The sequence below is a fragment of the Neobacillus sp. NPDC097160 genome (assembly GCF_044762155.1).
Lineage (GTDB): Bacteria > Bacillota > Bacilli > Bacillales > Cytobacillaceae > Neobacillus.
Genome location: NZ_JBIWDU010000022.1, coordinates 1 through 23530, shown reverse-complemented (window position 1 = coordinate 23530; position 23530 = coordinate 1). Strand labels below are relative to the sequence as shown.

17 protein-coding genes, 1 rRNA gene and 2 riboswitches are annotated in these 23530 nt (G+C 40.7%); of the genes, 17 read left to right on the top strand and 1 reads right to left on the bottom strand.

Annotation, left to right across the window (positions count from 1 at the left end; genetic code table 11):
- Positions 1-44 precede the first annotated feature (44 nt).
- The gene (locus tag ACIQXV_RS25225) at positions 45-1403 is read right to left on the bottom strand and encodes a sigma-54 interaction domain-containing protein (RefSeq protein WP_402963669.1); all 1359 of its coding nucleotides are present in this window, start codon (positions 1401-1403) and stop codon (positions 45-47) included.
- A gap of 366 nt (positions 1404-1769) precedes the next feature.
- Here ACIQXV_RS25225 and ACIQXV_RS25220 point away from each other — a divergent pair, with 366 nt between their 5' ends.
- The 17 genes from ACIQXV_RS25220 to ACIQXV_RS25140 all read left to right on the top strand — a co-directional run.
- Positions 1770-2855: an aromatic ring-hydroxylating oxygenase subunit alpha gene (locus tag ACIQXV_RS25220; RefSeq protein WP_402963666.1), complete on the top strand. Its 1086-nt coding sequence runs from the start codon at positions 1770-1772 to the stop codon at positions 2853-2855.
- A complete protein-coding gene (locus ACIQXV_RS25215) occupies positions 2852-4300 on the top strand; it encodes an aldehyde dehydrogenase family protein (protein WP_402963663.1) in 1449 nt (482 codons plus the stop codon). Before ACIQXV_RS25220 ends, ACIQXV_RS25215 begins: the two co-directional genes overlap by 4 nt.
- 1 nt (position 4301) lies before the next feature.
- On the top strand, positions 4302-5429 hold the full coding sequence (locus ACIQXV_RS25210) for a tartrate dehydrogenase (RefSeq protein WP_402963660.1): 1128 nt from the start codon (positions 4302-4304) through the stop codon (positions 5427-5429).
- Positions 5430-5580: 151 nt separating this feature from the next.
- Positions 5581-7143, top strand: a complete 1563-nt coding sequence (locus tag ACIQXV_RS25205; protein WP_402963657.1) for a BCCT family transporter — start codon at positions 5581-5583, stop codon at positions 7141-7143.
- 27 nt (positions 7144-7170) lie between these two features.
- Entirely contained in the window at positions 7171-7326 is a 156-nt protein-coding gene (locus tag ACIQXV_RS25200) for a hypothetical protein (RefSeq protein ID WP_402963654.1), read from the top strand.
- Positions 7307-8275, top strand: a complete 969-nt coding sequence (gene aes, locus ACIQXV_RS25195; RefSeq protein WP_402963651.1) for an acetyl esterase — start codon at positions 7307-7309, stop codon at positions 8273-8275. The genes ACIQXV_RS25200 and aes overlap by 20 nt, the downstream gene beginning before the upstream one ends.
- A 311-nt stretch (positions 8276-8586) precedes the next feature.
- Complete coding sequence (locus ACIQXV_RS25190; protein ID WP_402963841.1) at positions 8587-9528, top strand: AAA family ATPase; 942 nt, start codon at positions 8587-8589, stop codon at positions 9526-9528.
- 1 nt (position 9529) lies between these two features.
- Positions 9530-10747, top strand: coding sequence for a DUF58 domain-containing protein (locus ACIQXV_RS25185; RefSeq protein ID WP_402963648.1), 1218 nt, complete (start codon positions 9530-9532; stop codon positions 10745-10747).
- On the top strand, positions 10744-12960 hold the full coding sequence (locus ACIQXV_RS25180) for a transglutaminase TgpA family protein (RefSeq protein WP_402963645.1): 2217 nt from the start codon (positions 10744-10746) through the stop codon (positions 12958-12960). Before ACIQXV_RS25185 ends, ACIQXV_RS25180 begins: the two co-directional genes overlap by 4 nt.
- A 103-nt stretch (positions 12961-13063) precedes the next feature.
- Positions 13064-13167: riboswitch (purine riboswitch) on the top strand.
- A gap of 150 nt (positions 13168-13317) precedes the next feature.
- A complete protein-coding gene (guaA, locus tag ACIQXV_RS25175) occupies positions 13318-14838 on the top strand; it encodes a glutamine-hydrolyzing GMP synthase (protein ID WP_402963642.1) in 1521 nt (506 codons plus the stop codon).
- Positions 14839-14988: 150 nt separating this feature from the next.
- A riboswitch (purine riboswitch) is annotated at positions 14989-15090 on the top strand.
- Positions 15091-15205: 115 nt separating this feature from the next.
- On the top strand, positions 15206-16534 hold the full coding sequence (locus tag ACIQXV_RS25170; RefSeq protein ID WP_402963639.1) for an NCS2 family permease: 1329 nt from the start codon (positions 15206-15208) through the stop codon (positions 16532-16534).
- A gap of 136 nt (positions 16535-16670) precedes the next feature.
- Positions 16671-17609, top strand: coding sequence for an ABC transporter ATP-binding protein (locus ACIQXV_RS25165; RefSeq protein ID WP_402963839.1), 939 nt, complete (start codon positions 16671-16673; stop codon positions 17607-17609).
- Between the two features lie 11 nt (positions 17610-17620).
- Positions 17621-18808, top strand: a complete 1188-nt coding sequence (locus ACIQXV_RS25160; protein WP_402963636.1) for an ABC transporter permease — start codon at positions 17621-17623, stop codon at positions 18806-18808.
- Positions 18801-19928, top strand: a complete 1128-nt coding sequence (locus ACIQXV_RS25155; RefSeq protein ID WP_402963633.1) for an ABC transporter permease — start codon at positions 18801-18803, stop codon at positions 19926-19928. The genes ACIQXV_RS25160 and ACIQXV_RS25155 overlap by 8 nt, the downstream gene beginning before the upstream one ends.
- A gap of 111 nt (positions 19929-20039) precedes the next feature.
- A complete protein-coding gene (gene glcT, locus ACIQXV_RS25150) occupies positions 20040-20882 on the top strand; it encodes a glucose PTS transporter transcription antiterminator GlcT (RefSeq protein ID WP_402963630.1) in 843 nt (280 codons plus the stop codon).
- A 186-nt stretch (positions 20883-21068) separates the two neighbouring features.
- A complete protein-coding gene (ptsG, locus tag ACIQXV_RS25145) occupies positions 21069-23138 on the top strand; it encodes a glucose-specific PTS transporter subunit IIBC (RefSeq protein ID WP_402963627.1) in 2070 nt (689 codons plus the stop codon).
- Positions 23139-23448: 310 nt separating this feature from the next.
- Positions 23449-23530 (top strand): 16S ribosomal RNA (locus ACIQXV_RS25140); the annotation flags it as partial.

The window sequence follows — 23530 nt, the reverse complement described above, 5'->3', positions numbered from 1 at the left end:
TTTTTTTGTTGTTGCGAACCAAGCTCTTTTATTTGTTAAACGAACTATTCCTCAACATCCCCGCAATACTGATTAATCAGCTTCACAGCCCGCGTTTGGCTTATATTCAAATCTTTTGCAACCTTTCGCGAGCTCTTGTGCTTTTTAAACGATTCGACGATCAATGTTTTCTTCACATGTTCGATGGCTTCATCCAGCGTGGACGGAAGAAGGTATTCTGTTTTTGTGTTGGTGTTATGCAGGATTAGTTCCGGCAGGTCGTCTTTGGTGATGATGGCTTCACTTGTGACGACGAGTCGTTCCAATACATTTTCAAGCTGGCGGATGTTTCCCGGCCACGAATACAGATAAAAAATATCCAGGCATTCCTTCGAGATGATTTTATTCATTTCATACTTTTTATTAAATTTATATAAGAAATTGTACGTTAACGGGACGATATCTTCCCGGCGTTCCCGAAGCGGCGGCAGGAGGATGTCAATAATATTAAGGCGATAAAATAAATCCTCGCGAAACCTATTCGTTTTAACCATTTCGACTAAATCTCGGTTTGTAGCAGCGATAATCCGGACATCGACTTTCTTCAATTCGTTTTTTCCAATCGGAATAAATTGTTTCTCCTGGATAACCTGAAGTAATTTTGCTTGTAAGGATAGGGGCATTTCACCGATTTCATCAAGGAACAAGGTGCCTTGATCGGCTACTTCTAACAAACCTTTTTTTCCATACTTGCTGGCACCAGTAAAGGCCCCTTCCGCATAGCCAAACAACTCTGATTCTAGTAGATCCTCGGGCAGTGCTGCGCAATTTATTTTTAAAAAGGTTTTGTTTGCCCTCTTGCTGCTATCGTGAATGTATTGGGCCAATACCCCTTTTCCTGTTCCAGATTCCCCTTGGATTAAAATCGTTGAGTCGACTTTGGCAATTTTTTCGCACATCTTTAGGATACTTTTCATTTTGTCACAATTCGTAATCGGGTTTAAGCTGGCATTGGCACTATTTATGGGCATCATTTCTTTATCAGTTTTAATACTTTTATAGTTTTGCAATTCTTGTGATGTAATCACAACGAGATCGATTTCATCTTTTTCATTTAGAATGGGAACGGCCGTCGTTAAAAGTTCTGCTCCGATATAGGTTGTCTGTTTAATTGTGACGGGTTCCTTTTGTTTAAAAACCAAAGGAACAATCGAAGGCTTCCAATATCCTTTTTCGAATAGCTCTAAGTTATATTTCCCCATGACATCTGCCGGTTTCAGCCCGTAATGCTTTTCACAGGCGCTATTCACATAAATAACCCGTTGTTCCCCATCAAGGACAAAAATTTCATCAGAGGAATAGTCGAGGATCTTCTTCAGTATCTCCCCAGTAATTTCAAAAGGACTTTGCATGGTAAATAACATAGATTTCGACTCCTCTTATGGTTGATTTGTTTTTAATTCAAGTGAGTTAAAAACAACTCGATTTTCGAAAGGAATGTGAACAAAATGTGTCAACTTCCTAAGTAATGACACTACTTTTAATGTTGGCACAATAATTGCAATAAATAAAAGCGAGTATTGTTAAGATGCTTACTTCATCAGAATAGCTTATTAGATTCATTTAACTAAATATTCAGTATCCTGTAAACAATTATTGCTATATTCACAGTGATAAAAGGAGTTTATAGGGGTGAATTGTTTTAAACTCGATAGGAGTTTAAGGCAATAGTTGAACCGAAACTGTATCATCATTGCGTAAAAATAATCCACTTGAGGGAGAAAAAAAACATGGCAACTTATAATCCGGTACAAAACAAGACGAACAGAATATTTGAAAGAACGTTAACGTATGATCTATACACAGATCCAAAGGTATATCAGCAAGAAATGAATGATGTGTTTGCGAAATCCTGGCAGCTAGTCGGCCATGTGAGCCAAGTAGAAAAAGTAGGTCAATTCTTTACAACGGAAGTTGCCGGCGAACCAATCATTGTCACTCGCGACAAAGACGAAGTCATCCGTGCGTTTTATAATGTCTGCCCGCACCGTGCGACAAAACTTGAAAAAAGCGAGGCAGGAACGAAGAAAATTCTTCAGTGCGGCTACCATGGCTGGACATTCCATTTAGACGGAAAGTTAAACAAGGCACCAAACTTTACTGGTGAAGATGCTCATTGTGTCAGCGACCGCTGCTTACGTTCTGTAAAAATGGAAATAATGGAATCACTTATTTTCGTTAACCTTGATGATAACAGCAAGTCTTTAGTAGAAACTTATGGTGATTTCTTCGAACGCTTATCAAAGTTCCCGTTCTTGGGCGAATTAAAGCGTGTAAACCAGAAGACACGAGTGATTAAGGCAAATTGGAAGGCATTTATTGACAATTATTTAGAGTGTGATCACTGCCATGTGGCACATCCAAGCTTTGTTGCCACCCTAGATATGAAAAACTATCAAATTATTACTTGCCAAAACTATTCCGTGCAGGCTTCCATGGTTAAACCGGACAAGACAATGGGAACAACGGATTTAAATGAGGCAGAAATGCAGGGAGGCGAGTTCTATTGGTTATGGCCGAACTTAATGGTAACGATCTATCCAGGTCCAGGAAATATGGCGACGATTCAAATGATCCCAATTGACCATGAAACAACATTAGGCGTATATACGTACTATTTTAGAGATGAAAACTTAACACAAGAAGAAAAGGATTTAGTCACATTTGCGGAGCAGGTTAGACAAGAAGATGTGGAGTTAGTGGAATTAGAGCAAGTTGGTTTCCGTTCCCGTGCCTTTAACCAAGGGGTGTATTCTTCATCCGAAAAGGCAGTAGTTCAGTTCCATGAAATGGTATTGGAGGCGTTAGGTCGATGACAAATGTACAAACAGTAGAGAAAAGACATTTATTTATTAATGGTGGGGATGTAGAGGCTGCTGAATATGCACCTCTTTACTCTCCTTATTCCGGTGAGAAAATTGCAGAGATTGCCATGGCGGACGAGAAGCTGACAAAGGATGCGGTTAAAGCAGCAGGGGCAGGATTTCAAGTGATTTCGAAAATGCCAGCTTATAAGCGGGCAGCAATTTTAGAAAAAGTGGCGAAGTTATTGGAGGAAAGATTGGACCAAGCGGCAGAAATAATTTCGAAAGAATCTGCTAAGCCGATTACTTTTGCGAAAGGTGAAGTATCCAGGACCATCGAAACGTATAAATTTGCCGCTGAAGAGGCGAAAAGGATTCATGGTGAAACGATACCTTTTGATGCTTCTCCGGGTGGTGTGGGAAGAATCGGTTATACGGTCCGCAAGCCAATCGGGGTCATCGGCGCCATTACACCGTTTAACTTCCCGATGAATTTGGTTGCCCATAAAGTAGGTCCTGCCGTTGCTTCTGGTAACTCCATCGTGTTAAAACCGGCTTCACAAACACCGTTAATTGCGCTGTACATTGCGGAGCTGTTTAAAGAGGCAGGTCTTCCTGACGGTGTGTTAAATGTGGTAACAGGTTCCGGTTCAATTGTTGGCGAAGCCATTATCCGCGATGACCGCGTAGCGATGATTACATTTACCGGCAGTCCGGCAGTAGGAATTGCGATCCGCAATAAAGCGGGATTAAAGAGAACGACACTAGAGCTGGGATCTAACGCAGCTGTCATTTTGGATAAAGATACGAATGTTGATCAAGTTGTTGAACGCCATGTAACAGGTGCTTTCTCTAACCAAGGTCAAGTGTGTATTTCCCTGCAACGCGTTTATGCCCATGAAAAGGTGTACAACCAATTTGTAGAAAAATTTGTCGTTGCTGCAAAACAATTAAAAATAGGTGATCCGCTAGATCCTGAAACCTATATTTCAGCGTTAATTTCCAAAAAGGAAACAGAACGTGCGTTAGGGTGGATTGAAGAAGCGAAACAAAATGGCGCTGAAGTGTTAACCGGAGGCAAATTATCGGCAGAAGGAGTATTAGAGCCAACTATCATTACAAACGTTGATCCAAAGCAGAAGGTTTCCTGCCAGGAAGTTTTTGCACCAGTGGTAATTGTTAATAAGGTACGTTCTGTTGAAGAAGCAATCGACTACGTGAATGATTCTAGATACGGTCTGCAAGCCGGGGTTTATACGAAAAATGTAGATAAAGCATTGCTTGCAAGTGATGTTCTTGAAGTTGGGGCTGTCATGATTAATGACATTCCAACATTCCGTGTTGACCATATGCCATACGGCGGGGTAAAGGAGAGCGGAACGGGACGTGAGGGAATTAAATATGCAGTGGAAGAAATGACGGAATTGAAATTAGTTGTTTGGAACCGAGGTGAATAAGATGGGGGCATATAAAATTGCAGTGATTGCCGGGGATGGAATCGGCCCTGAGGTACTCCAAGAAGGAATCAAAGTTTTAGATACAATTGCTGAACTTGATGATACACTTCAGTTTGAATACACCCACTTTCCATGGGGATGTGAGTATTATACCCAGCATGGTGTGATGATGGATGAAGACGGGATTGAGAAATTAAAAGATTTTGATGCTATTTTTCTAGGTGCAGTCGGATTCCCGGGTGTCCCTGACCATATTTCTTTATGGGATTTACTTTTAAAAATTAGAAAGAGTTTTGATCAATATATTAATATTCGCCCGATTAAGTTAATCAAGGGCGCCCCATGTCCGTTAAAAAACGTGAAGCGGGAAGATGTCGACATGCTGTTTATCCGCGAAAACAGCGAGGGTGAATACGCTGGTGCAGGAGATTGGTTATTCAAGGGGCAGGAGAATGAAGTTGTTTTACAAACCGGAGTATTTTCTCGCAAAGGAACAGAAAGAGTAATCCGCTATGCATTTGAAACGGCGAGAAAAGAAGGGAAATCACTTACAAGCATTAGTAAGGGAAATGCCTTAAATTATTCTATGGTGTTCTGGGATCAAGTGTTTGAGGAAGTTGCAAAAGAATACCCAGACGTCAAAATAGCCTCATACCTTGTCGATGCAGCGGCGATGTTGATGATTACCGACCCAAAGAGATTTGAAGTGGTTGTTACCTCCAACCTATTCGGTGATATATTAACAGACTTAGGTGCAGCTTTGGCTGGAGGAATTGGACTAGCAGCTGGTGCGAATATTAATCCGAAAAAAACATATCCATCCATGTTTGAGCCGATTCACGGTTCAGCACCGGATATCGCTGGAAAAGGTTTCGCCAACCCATTAGCGGCGATTTGGTCGGCCAGCCAGCTGCTGGACTTTTTAGGGTATGAGAAATACGGAAAATTGGTGCTTGCGGCGATCGAGGAGCTTCTCGTGGAAGGTAATGTGGCGACGCCTGATATGGAGGGAACATCCAATACATCTGAAGTTGGTGACCGGGTGGCGAAAATCATCAAAAATATTCAAAATATTCCGCTTAATAATTCAGGACAATTAAGTGAAGTAGGTATTAATATTGTTTTATAAGGTGATAAAATTATAGATTTAGATACCTTAATTATCGATCGCTAATAACAAAATTATGATGGTTAATAGGTTAATCAATATAATGAATTAACCTATTAACTAATATATTTAATCTTCCCAAATAGCCCACTTAAATATAGGAGATGAAATTATGCAAGGAGAGACTGTTGTTAAAAAGAGTATTGTAAAAAAAACAAAGATTTTCACACCTATTTTCATTATTTCCGCTTTAATTACCGCATTTTTTTCTATCTTTTCGTTAATTAGCCCAAGTACACTTGCGAAAATTATGACGTTTATTCAGTCGCTATTTGCCACACAGTATGGGTGGACAGCCATGTTAATTCCTATTTTATGTATGGGATTTTTAGTGGTATTAGGAATTTCTAAATACGGCAATATCGTCATTGGCGGCAAAGATGCAAAGCCGGATTATAATATTTTTTCGTGGCTAGCAATGTTATTTACATCCTCTATTGGTATTGGAATCATATATTTTGGTGTGAACGAGCCACTCTATGCCTATTATTTAGCACCGAGCAGCACGGAGGCTCCAAATAAAATGGAAGCAGCTAGAGAGGCAATGGGGACCGCACTTTACCATTGGGGTGTTTCTGTATGGGCTATTTTTAGTGTCGTGGGATTAGTCATGGCATACTTTGTTTCCAAACATAACACTCGCTATTTACCTGGTGATGTCATTGAAAAAAGTTTCGGCAGGAGGAAATGGGTGCCTGCAACAAAAAACACGATGAATATCTTAGCCATTGTATGCTCGGCGATGACAATTGCGGCGACAATGGGGTTAGGAAGTGTACAGATTTCTACCGGGATGAATCAATTGATTAACATTGGCAGTTCTCTCAAAGGAGCCCTTCCGTATCTGGTATTAATCATTTTGCTTATCGTGTGTTTTTTTGCATCAACAACGAAGAAAGTCGGTAAGGGAATGCAAGTATTAGGGGATTGGAATGTCTATTTAGCCATTTTAATTTTACTTTTTGCCATATTTTTTGGACCAACTCGCTATATTTTAAATCAAGTTGTCCAATTACTAGGAACCTATATTGATCAACTGATCCCAAGAAATTTCGATATGTTTTTATTTAGTAAGGACCCTACTTATTCGACCACATGGGATGTTGCCAATAATATGTGGTGGATTTCATGGACACCTTTTATGGGGGTATTTATTGCCTCTATTTCAAAAGGCAGAACGATTCGCCAATTTGCCTTCGCAACAATGACAATACCGGTCCTATTTATGTTGGTTTGGCATGCTGCGTTTGGCGGAATTGCCCTTTTAGATGCAGTTTTGGGAACTGGAAAAATAGCTAAGCACGCTATGGAAAGTCCGGATATGACCTTCTTTGCTATTCTACAGACTATGCCTTGGCCAAAATTAACCTCTATTGCAACCATCGTACTTTTGATTATGTTTATTTCAACAACCGTGACAAGTGCGGCCTTATCACTAGCAAGAATGACAGATGTAGAAGGAAAAGAAGCAGCCCCTGTTAGAAGTGCCGTATGGGTTATACTCATGACCATTATCGCTTTAACAGGTATTTTTGCTACTACTTTAGGTGGAAATGATGCATTAAATGCAGTGAAATCTTTGGCTACTACACTTTCGTATCCCTATCTGTTTTTCTTTATCTTAATGATTACTGCATTCATGAAACAACTAATGAAAGATAAACCACAAATATAAGTTTATGTTGAGGGAGGATGAACGAAGATGGATTTGTATTATTTACATGGCTGGGAACTGATTGCTGAAAAGGTTTTACAAATTGGAATGTTACTTTTTATCATGTGGAACGTTAAGCTGTTACTTTTTGAAAAAAATAACAACATTGAAGGAGATCACAAAGATGGAAACGAACAAATATAATGCATACCAAATGATGACTCCTAAAATGCTTGAAACATTAACAAAACAAAATGAACTTGTTAAGGATGCATTTTCAACTGATGTAACTTTTGAAGAAATGCGTGAAAACTATTCTGAAGAAAGAAAGTATTGGAACGAAGGTGGCCCTGAACCAATAAGAACCATTGATATGGAGTTAGAAGGACCACACGGATCTATTGCAATTCGTTTCCACTATCCAAAGAGTAGGGCTGGAAAAGGGGCGATTGTTTATATTCATGGTGGCGGTTTCGTAGTAGGAAATCTTGACACACATAGTAAAATTATGCGCTTATTAATGGAGGAAACAGAATCAGTTGTCATTGGAATTGACTACCATTTAGCTCCTGAATTTAAATACCCAACTCAAGTCGAAGAGTGTGCCTTCTTAGTCGAGTGGTTACGGAGTCATTCGGAAGAATATGATATCGATAGGAATGATATTTCCTTTGCTGGGGATTCAGGTGGAGCCAATTTATCCTTAGCAGCGGCTTTATATTTAAGGGATACAAGGGCAGATGTTTCTTATATACGTGGTTTACTTCTTTATTACGGTGCTTATGGACTAACTGATTCGAAATCAATGCGCTTACTTGGCGGCGATTACGATGGATTAAGTCGTAAAGATTTAAATGCGTATACAAAAATGTATATAGGTGACGAAAATGCAGATTTACGTTACTTTGACTGTTTTTCAAATGATTTAACTAAAGGAGTGCCTCCTTGTTATATTGCATGTGGAGATTTAGATCCGCTTTTGGATGACAGTAAATTATTATATGATATATTAACATATAATAATGTAAAAGCAGAATTGGAAGAATTTAAAGGCGTGATCCATGCTTTCTTACACCATTCCCGTATTCTTCCGGAATCTATAAAGGCAATTCAACATGGTGCAAATTTCTATAAATCATTAGCTGAATTGTAGTAATTATATTCAGGTATCTTCACATATTCTCATAGTTTTTTAAGGGGCTTCCCTATAAGTCAATATTTCGACTTTTGGATGTCACTAATAGAAAGACTGACCTATCATTTTTTGGAGGTCAGTCTTTTTATTTCCTATGACCTCCATGGTTCACAAGCATTTCTAATTCTTTTCTAGTAAATAATGCGCTATTTTTGAATATCTTATGACAATTTTAACAGGAGTTTTCCAGAAAAAAGTAGAATACATAGATAGCATGCAAAAAACGGTATAGACCCGCTTGAGGAGGAATCCACTTGTCACATGAACAAATGAATCCAACGACAGATAAAATAATCGCCAATATTGAAAAGGTGATGATAGGAAAAAGAAACGTTGCGGAATTGAGCCTTGTTGCCTTGCTTGCCGGCGGCCATGTGCTTCTCGAGGACGTGCCTGGTGTTGGGAAAACGATGATGGTGCGAGCCCTTGCGAAATCGGTTAATGCCAACTTCCGCAGAATTCAATTCACCCCAGACCTGTTGCCATCCGATGTCACGGGCGTTTCCATTTATAATCCGAAAGAGATGGAATTTCAATTTCGCCCAGGTCCTTTAATGGGCAACATTATTCTCGCTGATGAAATCAACCGGACATCGCCAAAGACGCAATCTGCGCTTTTAGAAGGAATGGAGGAAGCTAGCGTCACGATTGATGGTGTGACCCATAAACTGCATAAGCCGTTTTTCGTGATGGCGACACAAAATCCGATTGAATATGAAGGCACCTACCCGCTTCCGGAAGCACAGCTCGACCGCTTTTTATTAAAAATGAAAATGGGCTACCCTGATTTGGATGAAGAAATCGAAGTCCTCAATCGCGCCCAAAAGGTGCCGCCAATCGAGGATTTATACCCTGTTATCGATCTTGAAGGTCTGCTCACCCTGCAAAAAGAAATTAAAGACGTTTTCGTCGATGATACGATAAAGCGCTATATTGTTGATATTGTAAACCGGACAAGGGGACATGGCAGTGTCTATCTTGGAGCAAGTCCGAGGGGTTCCATTGCCCTCATGAAAGCAGCCCAGGCCTATGCCTATATGTATGGCCGTGAGTTTGTCCTGCCAGATGATATACAATATTTAGCTCCTTTTGTGTTATCACATCGAATTATTCTTAAATCAGAAGCAAAGTTTGAAGGGATTTCTGCAGAGGATGTAGTAAACCGGGTGGTTGCGAGGGTGCCTGTACCGGTCCGAAGGTTAGTGAAATAAAATGAAAAAACTATGGATTTCATTCAAAAAGGTATGGAAGTTTATCCTATTACTCTTTTTGATTCTCCTAACCTTCTCGTATGCGATGTTCCAAGGGGGATTTGTCAGCTGGTTTCTCTTTTATAGCTTTCTGCCATTTGCCATTTACTGTGTCGCGCTTTCGTTCTATTCCTTAAATGAGCTTGAGGTAACAAGGGTGCTGCCGAAATCGGATTACAATGCCGGGGAAGCTTTGAAGGTGACAGTAACCGTGAAGCGCTCAAATGCTTTTCCGTTATTTTATTTGCTCATCGAAGACCAGTTAGATGATGTGTTGAAATATGCCCCGCAGCGAAAGAAAGCAAAGGCACTCATCCTTCCCGGCCTCAAAAAGGAATTTTCCTATGACTATATCATTGATGAGCTGCCGAGAGGGGAACACCTTTTCACCTCTTTTACGTTAAAAATTGGTGATTCGCTTGGATTATTTGAAAAAGAGAGGACCGTTGAGGCTGCAGGAAAAATCATTGTTTATCCTGCCTACTCAGACCTTTTATATCGACCGTTTGAAAATCAGTATGATCAAGGGTTAACCGCATCAAGGGAACGTGTGCAGCGCGATACGACAATGGCAGTTGGTGTAAGGGATTATCAGCCGGGGGACCGCTTTTCCTGGATCAACTGGAAAGCTTCTGCCAAGCGGAACGAAATTATGACAAAGGAATTTGAGCAGCGGCAATCCCATGATGTCTTTGTTGTCATGGACTGTGTACCTGATAAGTGTTTTGAACCGGTCGTGTCCTTTACTGCTTCGCTAGTACGAGCCATTTTGAAAAAGGGGGCGCAAACCGGGCTGTTAACCATCAGTAAAGAACGAGCAACGTTTCCCATTAGAGGCGGAGAACAGCATCTTCAGCAGCTTTTTTATCATTTGGCAAAAATTGAGGCAAAAAGTTTACGGCCATTTGAAAAAGTGTTGGAGACAGAGGGACTTTTCATCCAACAAACGGTCTCGTTTATGCTCGTTACGGCGCAATTAACAAAACCTTTGATTGAAAAAGCAAGCTTTCTTGGAAAAAGAAAAGGCTCCATTACAATTTTTCTCATTAAAGGTCAAACGGAATCGCCATCAGAAAATGAACGCTCCCTTGTTGCAATTGCAAATGCACGGGGGGTTCGAGTGGTCATGGTCCATGAGGGTGATTATAAAGCAGCCTTTTCGGAGGTGGTTGCACGATGATGAAAAGGAATTTTCCCTCCTTTCTATTATATACGCTCAGCTTTTTCCTTTTGTGGGAATGGCTACGGCCGGTTAAACAGTTAACGGATACGAATAATCTTGAAACATTTATTGTCTTCTTACTGCTCTCTTTTGCCGTTTCTTTTTTTCGTATCAAAGGGATTTGGCAATCTATTATTAAGCTATTATTTATCTTGTTTTCGATCAATCGATTCCATTATGATGAAGGATTCTTTCACCTTAGCTGGGTAAAGTCGTTCATCACCGATATTGCCAATAATATCGGGCTGCTAGCGGGCAGGCAATGGAACGACCTGTCCAATGAATTCCGAACGCTGTTGTTTTTTATCCTGCTTTGGTTAATGGTGTACTTAATTGATTATTGGCTCTTGAACCGTCAGCGGATTTTTATCTTTTTCTTTATGACCTTGGTTTATATTACCGTTTTGGACACGTTTACGCCTTATAATGCGAAAGTGGCGATTGTTCGAACGGTTGTGGCGGGATTTGCGGTGATGGGCATGCTGACCTTTTACCGGATTATTCAGAAGGAAAAGGTAAGCTGTGAGTCATCCTATTTTCGAAAATGGATGGCGCCACTGGCGGTGATGATTGCTGTTAGTGTGGCAGTAGGAATTACGGCACCTAAAGCGGCACCAATATGGCCGGATCCGGTTCCTTTTTTTACAGCAAATAATCCGAAAGACGGCGCGAGCGGCAATGGGGCAGGCCAGCATCGAATTGGCTATGGTACGAATGATGGAGCACTTGGCGGTCCGTTTATTGCCGACGGCAGTCCGGTTTTTAAGTATGAGGCGGATGGAAAGAACTATTGGAAGATGGAAACAAAGGATATGTATACGGGAAAAGGCTGGAACGCTTCTGGTGCAACGCCCATTTCATATAGACAGGAGGATCTTGTGCCTGTATATTCGATTCCCGATACAGTGGAAACTATTAAGGAATCTGCTAGTGTTATGATGCATGAAAAGTATCGCTACAACTTTATCATGTACCCTGCTGGAATACAGAAAATCTTGACGATAGAGCCGTCTGATCCAAATGGCAATCGATTCTTGGTAGACACAACCAACGAGAGGATAAGCTTTTACAATAAAAATCAAGAGCCTGTTGTACCCCATGGCTTTTCTGTTGACTTTGAGATTCCGAAATATAAGGCAAAAGATTTAAAGCAAACAACAAGTATGGATACGTCAACTTTTTTTTATCAGAAGTATACGAATTTACCGGTAGGATTACCTCCAAGAATCTATGAATTAGCAGAAGAAATTACTGCCGGAAAAACGAATTGGTTTGACAAAGCGAAAGCAGTGGAAAGCTTCTTTGGCAATACGGAATACAGCTATGACCAAAAGAATGTCGCAGTGCCTGGCACCAATGACGATTATGTTGACCAATTTTTGTTTGAGACAAAGCGGGGCTATTGTGATAATTTTTCAACTTCGATGGCGGTTATGCTAAGGACGCTGGGGATTCCAACTCGCTGGGTTAAAGGATACACCGGCGGAGATTTCCTTGAATACAGTGTGGATGACACATCAAAACAATATTACGAAGTGACGAACAATAATGCCCATTCCTGGGTAGAGGTCTTTTTTCCAAATCAAGGCTGGGTGCCATTTGAACCAACAAAGGGATTTTCCAATGATATTTTAATCAATTATGAAGCAGCTGATGGTACATCCTCTTCTAATGAACAGACGACACCGCCGTCTGTGAAAAAACCACAGAAGGATCAGTTGGATGAACCGAAAACAGTGGAGAAGGAAGACAAGTCCTTTGATATGAAAACGCTTTGGGAAAAAGCAAAATTGATGGTGAAAAATAATTGGAAAAAGACTGTTCTCATTCTCGTAATCCTTACAGTCATTTCGGTATTTCTTTATCGAATCCGCGGCAAGTGGCTTCCATACGGGTTATTGCTGCTATATAAATTCAAGAAAAAGGATAAAAGTATCGATGCAGCTTATTTGATTTTATTAACTCAGCTAGACCGCTATGGATTAAAACGGAAGGAAAACCAAACATTAAGGAATTATGCGCGCTATATCGATTCGTTCTTTTCAACGCGGGAGATGACCCGATTGACTCACTTTTATGAACAATATATGTATCATCAACATCTTCCAAAAGGAACATGGAAAGAGTCACGTAAATTATGGGAAAATTTAATTAAAAAGACAATCGCTTGACCGGAAAAACAACCTATTGATACAATATGTACTAATTCAATGTCTAGCTCCAGGCGTCATCGGCTCGAAATCACAAGCTGATAGGCAGGCGCCTTGCGCTTTTCTAAATATGGTTCGTTTCCTTCATATATCCTCGAAAATATGGTTCGAGAGTCTCTACCGGGTCACCACTGAAATGGCCTGACTATGAAGGCAGAATTTTTCTGTCGGTGATTTTGCGAGATAACTAGAATTCTGCCTTCCTGATATTTTTTCGGAGGGAAGAATTCTAGTTTTTTTTATTAATTTTTTCCATTGTGGTAAAGCTAGTAATAACTTTTAAAAATTGAGGTGGCTGCTTTGACGGAGAAGCAAAATATGATTGTTGTTTTAGATTTTGGAAGTCAATATAATCAGTTGATTACACGCCGGATTCGTGAGTTCGGTGTCTATAGTGAATTACATCCGCATACGATTACGGCAGAAGAAATTCGCAAAATGAATCCGAAGGGAATTATTTTCTCAGGCGGACCGAATAGTGTTTATGATGAAAATTCATTCCGCTGTGATGAAGCTATTTTTGAAATGGGTTTGCCGATTCTCGGAATTTGCTACGGGATGCAGCTCATGACCGTCCATTTTAAAGGGAAGGTTGAAAAAGCACAGCACCGTGAATATGGCAAAGCCATGATATCGGTCGAGCAGGAATCAGCCCTTTTTACGGGTCTGCCAGCTGAACAGACGGTATGGATGAGCCATGGAGACTTGGTTGTCGAGCCTCCTGAAGGGTTCTCTGTTGATGGCACAAGCCCGTCCTGTCCAATTTCATCGATGAGCGATGCGGAACGAAAGCTTTACGCTGTACAATTTCACCCAGAAGTGCGCCATTCAGTTTATGGCAATGAACTGCTTAAGAATTTCGTCTTTAATGTTTGCGGCGCTAGCGGTAATTGGTCAATGGAAAATTTCATTGAGATGGAACTGGCGAAGATCCGCGAGACTGTGGGCGATAAAAAGGTTCTCTGTGCTTTGAGTGGCGGGGTGGACTCCTCTGTTGTTGCTGTTCTCATCCATAAAGCAATTGGTGACCAGTTAACTTGTATTTTTGTTGATCACGGTCTACTTCGGAAAAATGAAGCGGATAGCGTGATGAAGACTTTCTCTGAAGGCTTCCATATGAACGTCATCAAAGTGGATGCCAAAGATCGATTCTTATCGAAGCTTGAAGGTGTTTCTGATCCGGAGAAAAAGCGGAAAATTATTGGCAACGAGTTTATTTATGTATTTGATGATGAAGCGACAAAGCTTAAAGGTATCGAATTTTTAGCACAAGGAACACTTTACACAGATATCATTGAAAGCGGCACAGCAACAGCACAAACGATTAAATCCCATCATAATGTTGGCGGGCTTCCGGAAGATATGCAGTTTAAATTAATTGAACCATTGAGCACCTTGTTTAAAGATGAGGTTCGCGCGCTTGGCACGGAGCTTGGTATTCCGGATGATATCGTTTGGAGACAGCCGTTCCCTGGTCCGGGTCTTGGGATTCGCGTGCTTGGAGCGATTTCTGATGATAAACTTGAAATTGTTCGTGAGTCGGATTGGATCCTCCGTGAAGAAATTAAAAAAGCCGGGCTTGACCGCGAAATTTGGCAATACTTCACAGTTCTGCCGGACATTCGCAGTGTTGGTGTCATGGGGGATACCAGAACCTATGATTACACAATTGGCATCCGCGCGGTCACTTCCATCGATGGCATGACCTCCGATTGGGCTAGGATTCCTTGGGATGTACTTGAAGTCATCTCAACTCGTATTGTTAACGAGGTAGCACATGTCAATCGGGTGGTTTATGATATTACCTCTAAACCGCCAGCAACGATTGAATGGGAATAACAAAAGCGTAAGCGCCATAGAGCTGGTTGGTTCTCGAAGTTCTTAGAATTAATTCATAACCCGAAATACGAACGATTACAAATTTCATTTGATAATCGTTCGTATTTTTGTTGACGAAACGGTTTATTGCTCTTATAATAAAAGGGAAATGAATAGGTTGTCGAATCACGTCGTATAATATTGGGAATATGGCCCAAAAGTTTCTACCGAGCCACCGTAAATGGCTTGACTACGAGGCAGGTTTTGAATTAAGAGGCAATCTTTTTTCCTCTATTTATTGCACATGCCTAAAGTCAGACGCTCCGGTAGAACATATCGTGAGCGTTTTTTTGCGTAAAGAATGAATAGATTTATAGGGGGAAGAGACATGCAGAAATATTTTGAGTTTGAGAAATATGGTACGAATTATCGAAGAGAAATTATTGGTGGGTTTACCACCTTCTTGGCAATGGCCTATATACTGGTGGTTAACCCATTAACATTATCACTGGCGGCGGTTAAAGATTTCCCGGATGCCTTAAGAATGGATCATGGTGCTGTATTTGTTGCTACTGCCTTAGCCTCTGCAATCGGTTCTATTATCATGGGACTGATAGGGAAATATCCATTGGCATTAGCACCTGGGATGGGATTAAACGCCTTTTTTGCCTTTACGGTTGTGTTAGGCAGCGGGATTCCATGGCAGCATGCACTGGGTGCGGTATTGATTTCCGGTGTGTTTTTCTTCTTGCTTACGTTAACAGGACTTCGTGAAAAAATTATCAATGCGATTCCGATTGATTTAAAGCATGCAGTTGGAGCAGGGATTGGCTTATTTATTACTTTTGTTGGTTTACAAAGTGCACAAATTATTGTCAATAATGATGCCACACTTGTTGGATTAGGGGATTTGACAGCAGGCGGTCCGCTACTCGCAATTTTTGGAATTGTCGTAACTGTCATTATGATGACACGTGGCATTAAGGGTGCCGTATTTTATGGGATGATTTTGACGGCTATTGTTGGAATAATTTTTGGCGAAATTAAAATGCCACATCAAGTAGTCGGACAAGTTCCTAGTTTAGCGCCCACCTTTGGGGCTGCATTTTCTGCCTTTGGCGAGAGTTCATTTTATACAACAACGATGCTTGGAATTATCTTAACGTTTTTGTTTGTTGATTTCTTTGATAATGCCGGGACCTTGGTTGCGGTTGCCAGCCAAGCAGGATTAATGAAGGATAACAAGCTTCCTCGTGCAGGAAGGGCGCTGATTTCTGATTCCGTTGCCACTAGTGTTGGGGCGGTTCTTGGAACATCGACAACCACTTCTTTCGTTGAGTCAACAGCGGGGGTTGCGGCAGGTGCAAGAACTGGATTTGCTTCGTTAGTAACCGGTGCCTTATTTATTTTATCGCTCTTCTTCTTTCCGTTATTATCGGTCATAACAGCACCCGTCACAACACCAGCTTTGGTCATTGTAGGGGTATTGATGGTTTCTTCTTTAGGTAAAATTGACTGGAAACGGTTTGAAATTGCTGTTCCGGCATTTTTAACAATGGTAACGATGCCTCTCACCTATAGTATTGCGACAGGGATTGCAATGGGTTTTATCTTCTACCCGATTACAATGATGGTTAAAGGGAAAACCAAGGAAATTCACCCTATTATGTATTTATTCTTTGTCGTTTTTGTCTTATATTTTATCTTCTTGAAATAGTGGTTGATCGGGAACTGTGGTTGGGTCGCAGTTCCTTTTTTTATTTTTAAAAAAGACACAATTTTACAAATTTCGCCATCTCGCTTCTGTATGATGTTAGGTGATGATTGAAATAGGGAGTGGTTGCTTAATGAACATGCTAACCGTTCAGGATTTGCGAAAAAGCTTTGGTGATTTTGAGGCTGTAAAGGGTGTTTCGTTTGCAGTAGAAAAAGGTGAGTCTTATGGGCTTCTTGGGCCAAATGGAGCGGGAAAATCAACCTCAATTCATATGATTACCGGATTGTTTCCGCCCACTTCAGGTGAAATTCGGATTAAGGACATCGACGTGATCAAAAACCCGAAGCAAGCCCAAAAATGGATTGGGGTTGTCCCGCAGGAAATTGCACTCTATCAAACGATGTCGGCGCGGGAGAATTTAAAGTTCTGGGGAAGAATGTATGATTTATCCGGCAATGAGCTGGAAAAGAGTGTGGACCAGGTGCTTGAGATTATCGGTTTAACGGAGAGGGCGAAGGATAAGGTGGAGACCTTTTCCGGGGGGATGAAGCGGCGTGTCAATATCGGTGCAGCAATTTTACATAAACCGGAATTGTTAATCATGGATGAGCCGACAGTCGGAATCGATCCGCAATCGAGAAATCATATTTTAGAAACGGTCAAGCGCTTAAACAGTGAAGGAATGACGATTATTTATACCAGTCATTATATGGAGGAAGTCGAATACCTTTGTGAACGGATTGGAATTGTTGACCACGGTCAATTAATTGCTTCCGGTACTTTACGTGAGCTGAGAGAGACTATTGGTGATCATTCGCGCATCATTCTATCAATCGATAAAGAAAGTGCTAATGTGGAGAGGATTACCCAGACCGTGACAAGCCTTTTTTCAGAGCAAACGGTTCAAGTTCAAGAAAACCAAGTAACAGTCTTTCATAAAGAACCACAATTGATATTAAGCGATTTTATTCAGTCGGTGACAAAAACGGGTACAAAAATTACCTCTGTAGATATCGTAGAACCGAACCTCGAAAGTGTCTTTTTGCATTTAACCGGACGAAATTTACGGAATTAGGGGTGGGGACGATGAAATTTTGGTGGCTTTCATGGAAGGATTTATTACTTGTTGCTCGTGATAAAAAGGCTTTTTTAACCCTCATTTTGATGCCACTACTGTTAATTGCAATTTTAGGCTCAGCCTTTGGAAATATGATGAAGGAAGACGAAGAGATTACGATTAAAAAGTTTACTCTAGGGGTCGTCAATTTAGATCAAGGTCAGTTGAGTAAAGTGCTAACCGACGAAGTCTTTTCCAAAAGTTTATCCAAACAAATTCAAGTGAAATATTATCAAGAAGATGAGTTATACCGCAAAATAAAAGACCACAAGTTGACTGTGGGAATCGTGATTGAAAAAGACTTCACCCAATCATTAATGACCGGAAAAGGTACAAAAGTAAAACTTTTATCGGTGCCTGACACCGTTATTCATACAACCATCGTTCAAAATGTGATTGAGCAGTTTTCTCGTACGATCCCAATTGAAGCTGTGGCTTCGCAAATGGCCCAGCCTGTTCAGGGGGGGAATCCAAGCGGAGCTATTCAAGAAGGATATGGCAAGAAACCGCTTTTAAAAGAAACAACTATTGATGCCAAAACGAAGCCGGTCAGTTCATTTCAGTATTACGCTGCAGCCATGGGCGTGATGTTTTTGTTAATGACAGTCGTCCAAGGTGTTTCTACAATGATTCTCGAAAAAGAACAAGATGTGTTTCAACGTTTGCTCCTTACGAATTTAACGTATCCAAATTATCTTTTCGGAAAAATGCTCGGGTTAATCATTATTTGTTTGACACAGGCTTTTATCATCATTGCCGGAACACGGCTCATTTTTGGTGTTGATTGGGGCCCATCCATTTCCGGAATTGCTATCATGACATTGGCGTTTGTCGTGAATGCCAGCGGACTCGGTGTATTAGCAGGTTCATTTATTAAAACGGAACAGGCGTTCAATGTTGCCGGTATGTTTGGCACGCAAATTATGGCTGCACTGGGCGGGAGTATGGTCCCACTGTACGTTTTTCCGGATTGGGTTGTATTCGTTACGAAGTTTTTGCCGAATGGGCTTGCCTTACAGACCTATTTAGACTTAATGTCCGGTGCAGCATTTACGAAGATTCTACCGGCAATCGGCGGGTCAATTGGCTTAGGTTTGCTCTTTTTCGCAATTGGATTAATTCGCCTTTCATTGGAAAGGAGAGGTAAATATGCGTAAAATCTGGACGATACTAATATTTCATGTGAAGGAGTTTTTTAAAACCCCAGGGGCAGTGGTGCTCATGTTTGTGATGCCTGCACTATTTAGTTGGATTTTCGGCGGCATTTCGGTGAACTCGGAACAAAACAAACCTATTGTTAATGTAGTTCTCACTGATACTGAGGTCACCCAAGGGATTTTAAGTCTTTTAAAACAGGATGATCATTTTGACTGGAAAACTGTAACACGAAAACATGCTGAAAAAAACGTCTCCGCTCAGGATGCTGTTGCGGCTGTGGTGATACCTGACGATATTGGTCAGAGAATTACAGAAAGGAAACCGTTATTTGACATAATCGTGCAGCGGAAAAGCGAGAATTATCTTGCGTTATCTTCTCATTTAGAAGGGACTGCAGGACTTGTTCTCCGTTCTTATCAGGCGACTTCGAGCTTAGAAAACGGCGCTTTTCCAAAGGTGCTTGAAGCCATCTCGTCGAATAAAGGTGTGACAGTCGAAAAGGAAATTATCCAAAAAGATACGAATGATTCTGAGGCAATTAATTTGATGTTTGTTGGTTTTGCGATCATGTTTATGATGTTTGGTCTTTCCGGGGCAGCTTCCACGATTCTCGATGAACGCATTGGCGGCACCTGGGGAAGGCTGATCATATCTCCGGTTAGTAAGCTGCAAATTAGTTTAGGCTATTTACTAGCATATTTCTTTATGGGATGGATTCAGTTTGCCGTACTAATGGCCGCCATGAATGTTATGTTTGATACATCCTGGGGCAGGTTAACCTATTTAATCCCATTTGCTTCACTTGTTATCCTATGTGTTGTAGGCTTTGGTCTCATGCTTGCCGGACTTGTCAAAACAAAGCAGCAGGCCTCGGCAATCGGTGCAGTTTTAATTGTAAGCACCTGTATGCTTGGTGGTGTCTACTGGCCAATTGATGTGGTACCGGATATCATGCAGAAAATTGCCTTGGCCGTTCCGCAAACATGGGCGATGTCAGGTTTTAAAGAAATCATAAGCGGCAGCCTGCACGCAGGAACGTTACTGAAGGACACGGCAGCATTGCTTGGATTTAGCGCATTGTTCTTTTTTATTGGCTTAAGGGGAATGAAATTTGAATGATTTCCCAGTTGTTTTTTCGAAAAGCTGTCGAACTTTGTCGTTGACTTCCTTTCCTACCTCTTATAACATGAAATTACTAATGGTATGAAGGTAGGAATGGGGGGATAGGGTTTGGCAAACTTATTAATTGATAAAGTTTTAAACAACAATGTGTTAATCGCCGAACACCCTTCCTATGAAGAAGTTGTTTTAATTGGTAAAGGTATTGGGTTCAATCGAAAAAGGGGAGACTTTATCGATACGGATGCGGTCGAAAAGCTGTTTGTTTTAAAAAATGAAAAAGAACAAGAAAATTATATAAAGCTTCTGCCATTTATCGACAATGACTTTTTAGAAGTTATTATTACTGCCATTGACTTAATTAAGCAAAGGACCCATTCTGTGTTAAATGAACATATTCATGTGGCGCTGACAGACCATTTAATGTTTGCTTTGACAAGAGCTTCACAGGGAATGGATATGAAAAATCCCTTTTTAGTTGAGACAAAGGCACTTTACCGCCATGAGTATGAAGTAGCGGCAGAAGTTGTTCATCACATTAAGGAAAAGACAGGCATCGATCTTCCTGTTGGAGAGATTGGATTTATTGCCCTCCACATCCATAGCGCGATTACGAATAAAAATCTATCTGATGTGAATCAACACTCACAGCTTGTCAGCAGGCTAGTTGAAATGGTTGAGGAACAATTTGAATTTGACATCGATAAAGAAAGTATAGATTATATAAGGCTCGTTCGTCACCTTCGATTCGCTATTGATCGGGTAACAAAAGGCGAGAAAGTAGAGGAACCAGAAAAAATTGCTTCCCTATTGAAAGAAGAATATCCAGTGTGCTATAATCTCTCATGGAAGCTCATTAAAGTGATGCAGCAATCGTTAAAATTGAAAGTCTTTGATGCAGAGGCCGTTTATCTAACGATGCATTTGCAAAGGCTTCAAAACAAATTTAAATAGCTATTATTTTTTACGTGTTACTGATTCGATCAGGCATGAGTAAAAAGGATAATTGAAATGAAGTTTTAGGGGTAATGTATACCTATAACTTCTTTCGATTGAACTTTTACTCATGCCTTTTTTTGTTGTTTTTTTACCAATCATGTAAACGCTTTATGAGCAAAACGAAAATTAGGAGGTACAATTATGTTTAAAAATGCATTCGGCGTACTACAAAAAGTCGGTAAAGCCTTAATGTTACCGGTAGCGCTTTTACCAGCGGCAGGGATTTTGCTCGCATTAGGTGCAGCACTTAGAAATCCAGCCCTTTTAGATTTAGCTCCATTTTTAAATAACAGCGGTGTCGATATGGTCGCTTCTGTTATGCAAAATGCCGGGGATATTGTCTTCGGAAACTTGCCGCTCTTGTTTGCAGTCGGTGTTGCGGTCGGATTAGCTGGAGGAGAAGGTACGGCAGGGCTTGCGGCAATCATTGGTTACATGATTATGAACGTAACCATGGGTACAGTATTAGGTATTGATGCAAAGGACCTTAATGCTACGAGCTATGTAAGTGTACTAGGGGTTCCAACCCTTCAAACAGGAGTGTTTGGCGGGATTATCGTTGGTATTGTTGCAGCATCCTTATACAATAAATTCTATGAGATTGAATTGCCATCATATTTAGGTTTTTTTGCCGGTAAACGTTTTGTTCCGATTGTAACTGCAGGAACAGCCATTGTTTTGGGACTTATTATGCTGATCATTTGGCCGCCAATCCAATCAGGATTGAATGCCTTCTCGAACAACATGGTCAATGCGAACTTAACACTTTCAGCTTTTGTTTTTGGGGTTATTGAACGTTCGTTAATTCCTTTTGGATTACACCATATTTTCTATTCTCCATTCTGGTTTGAATTTGGCAGTTACACAGATAAAGCTGGACAGGTTATTCATGGTGACCAACATATCTTTATGGCCCAAATTAAAGATCATGTGAAAAATCTTACTGCAGGTACGTTTATGACAGGTAAATTCCCATTCATGATGTTTGGGCTGCCAGCTGCGGCGTTAGCAATCTATCATGAAGCAAAGCCAGAAAAGAAAGTGTTCGTCGGTGGTTTAATGGCATCAGCTGCCTTGACTTCCTTCTTAACGGGTATCACAGAACCAATTGAATTCTCTTTCCTTTTCGTTGCACCAATTTTATTTGGTATCCACGCAGTCTTTGCAGGGTTATCGTTTATGGTTATGCATTTATTAGATGTAAAAATCGGAATGACTTTCTCGGGTGGATTAATTGACTATATCTTATTTGGTTTAATCAACCCACAAACACATGCTTGGATCGTCATTCCGGTTGGACTTGTCTTTGCGGTTATTTATTACTTCGGATTCCGCTTTGCCATCCGTAAGTTTAATTTAAAAACGCCTGGCCGTGAGTTAGAAGAGGAAGAAAATCAAGCACCAACAGGTAAAGCGAATTCTGGCGATTTAGCCGGTAACATCTTAGATGCGATGGGCGGAAAAGAAAACATTGCCCACCTAGATGCCTGTATTACACGTCTCCGTGTCTCAGTAAATGATATTCAGAATGTAGATAAGGCCCAATTGAAAAAGTTAGGGGCTGCCGGTGTACTTGAGGTAGGTAACAACATTCAAGCGATCTTTGGACCACGTTCTGAAACGATCAAAGGTCAAATGAAAGATATAATAGAAGGAAAGCGTCCTCGTACCACAGTTGTTAATGCGCCGGAAAAAGGTGTTGAACAACAGATAGAAGAAATAAATCCGGAAGCATTACAAACGGAACGTAAGGTTGATGATGTGTTTGTTGCACCGTTAAAAGGCGAAATCAAACCAATTACAGAAGTGCCGGATCAAGTTTTTGCTGGAAAAATGATGGGTGACGGTTTTGCGATTGTACCTGAAGAAGGTATGGTTGTTTCACCTGTTGATGGAAAAATCGTTAATCTATTCCCGACCAAGCATGCGATTGGCATCCTATCTGACAGCGGCCGTGAAATATTAATCCATGTTGGGATTGATACGGTTAACTTAAAAGGTCAAGGATTTGAGACATTAGTTTCCGAAAATGACCGCATTGAAAAAGGACAGCCATTATTAAAAGTCGATTTAGACTATGTAAAAGCAAATGCAACATCTACAATTACACCAATCGTGTTTACCAACCTAGCTGAGGGTGAAAAGGTGGTAATTGAAAAACAAGGTCTTGTCGATCTAAAACAAGAAGGTATAGTTAAGATTATAAAATAAGAAAAAGCCGGCCATTGTGTCGGCTCTTTCTTATTTGTTTAAAAAAGTATAATTAGTTGTTGACGTTCTATGCACGTGATGTTATTATATTAAAGCAGTCGTTAATGACGAGTTAACAACACTAAGATGTTAAAAACATTTAAAAAAGAGTTGACTTACGAAAGACGACATGATATAGTAATAGAGTTGCTTCTGAGGGAAGTAACGAACTTGCTCTTTGAAAACTAAACAAACAAAAACGTCAACAAACAATATTTATTCGTTTCATTTTTGAAACGAAGCCAACGTAACTTTTTAGAGCTAATCAACTTTCTTGGAGAGTTTGATCCTGGCTCAGGACGAACGCTGGCGGCGTGCCTAATACATGCAAGTCGAGCGAATCTTTGGGAGCT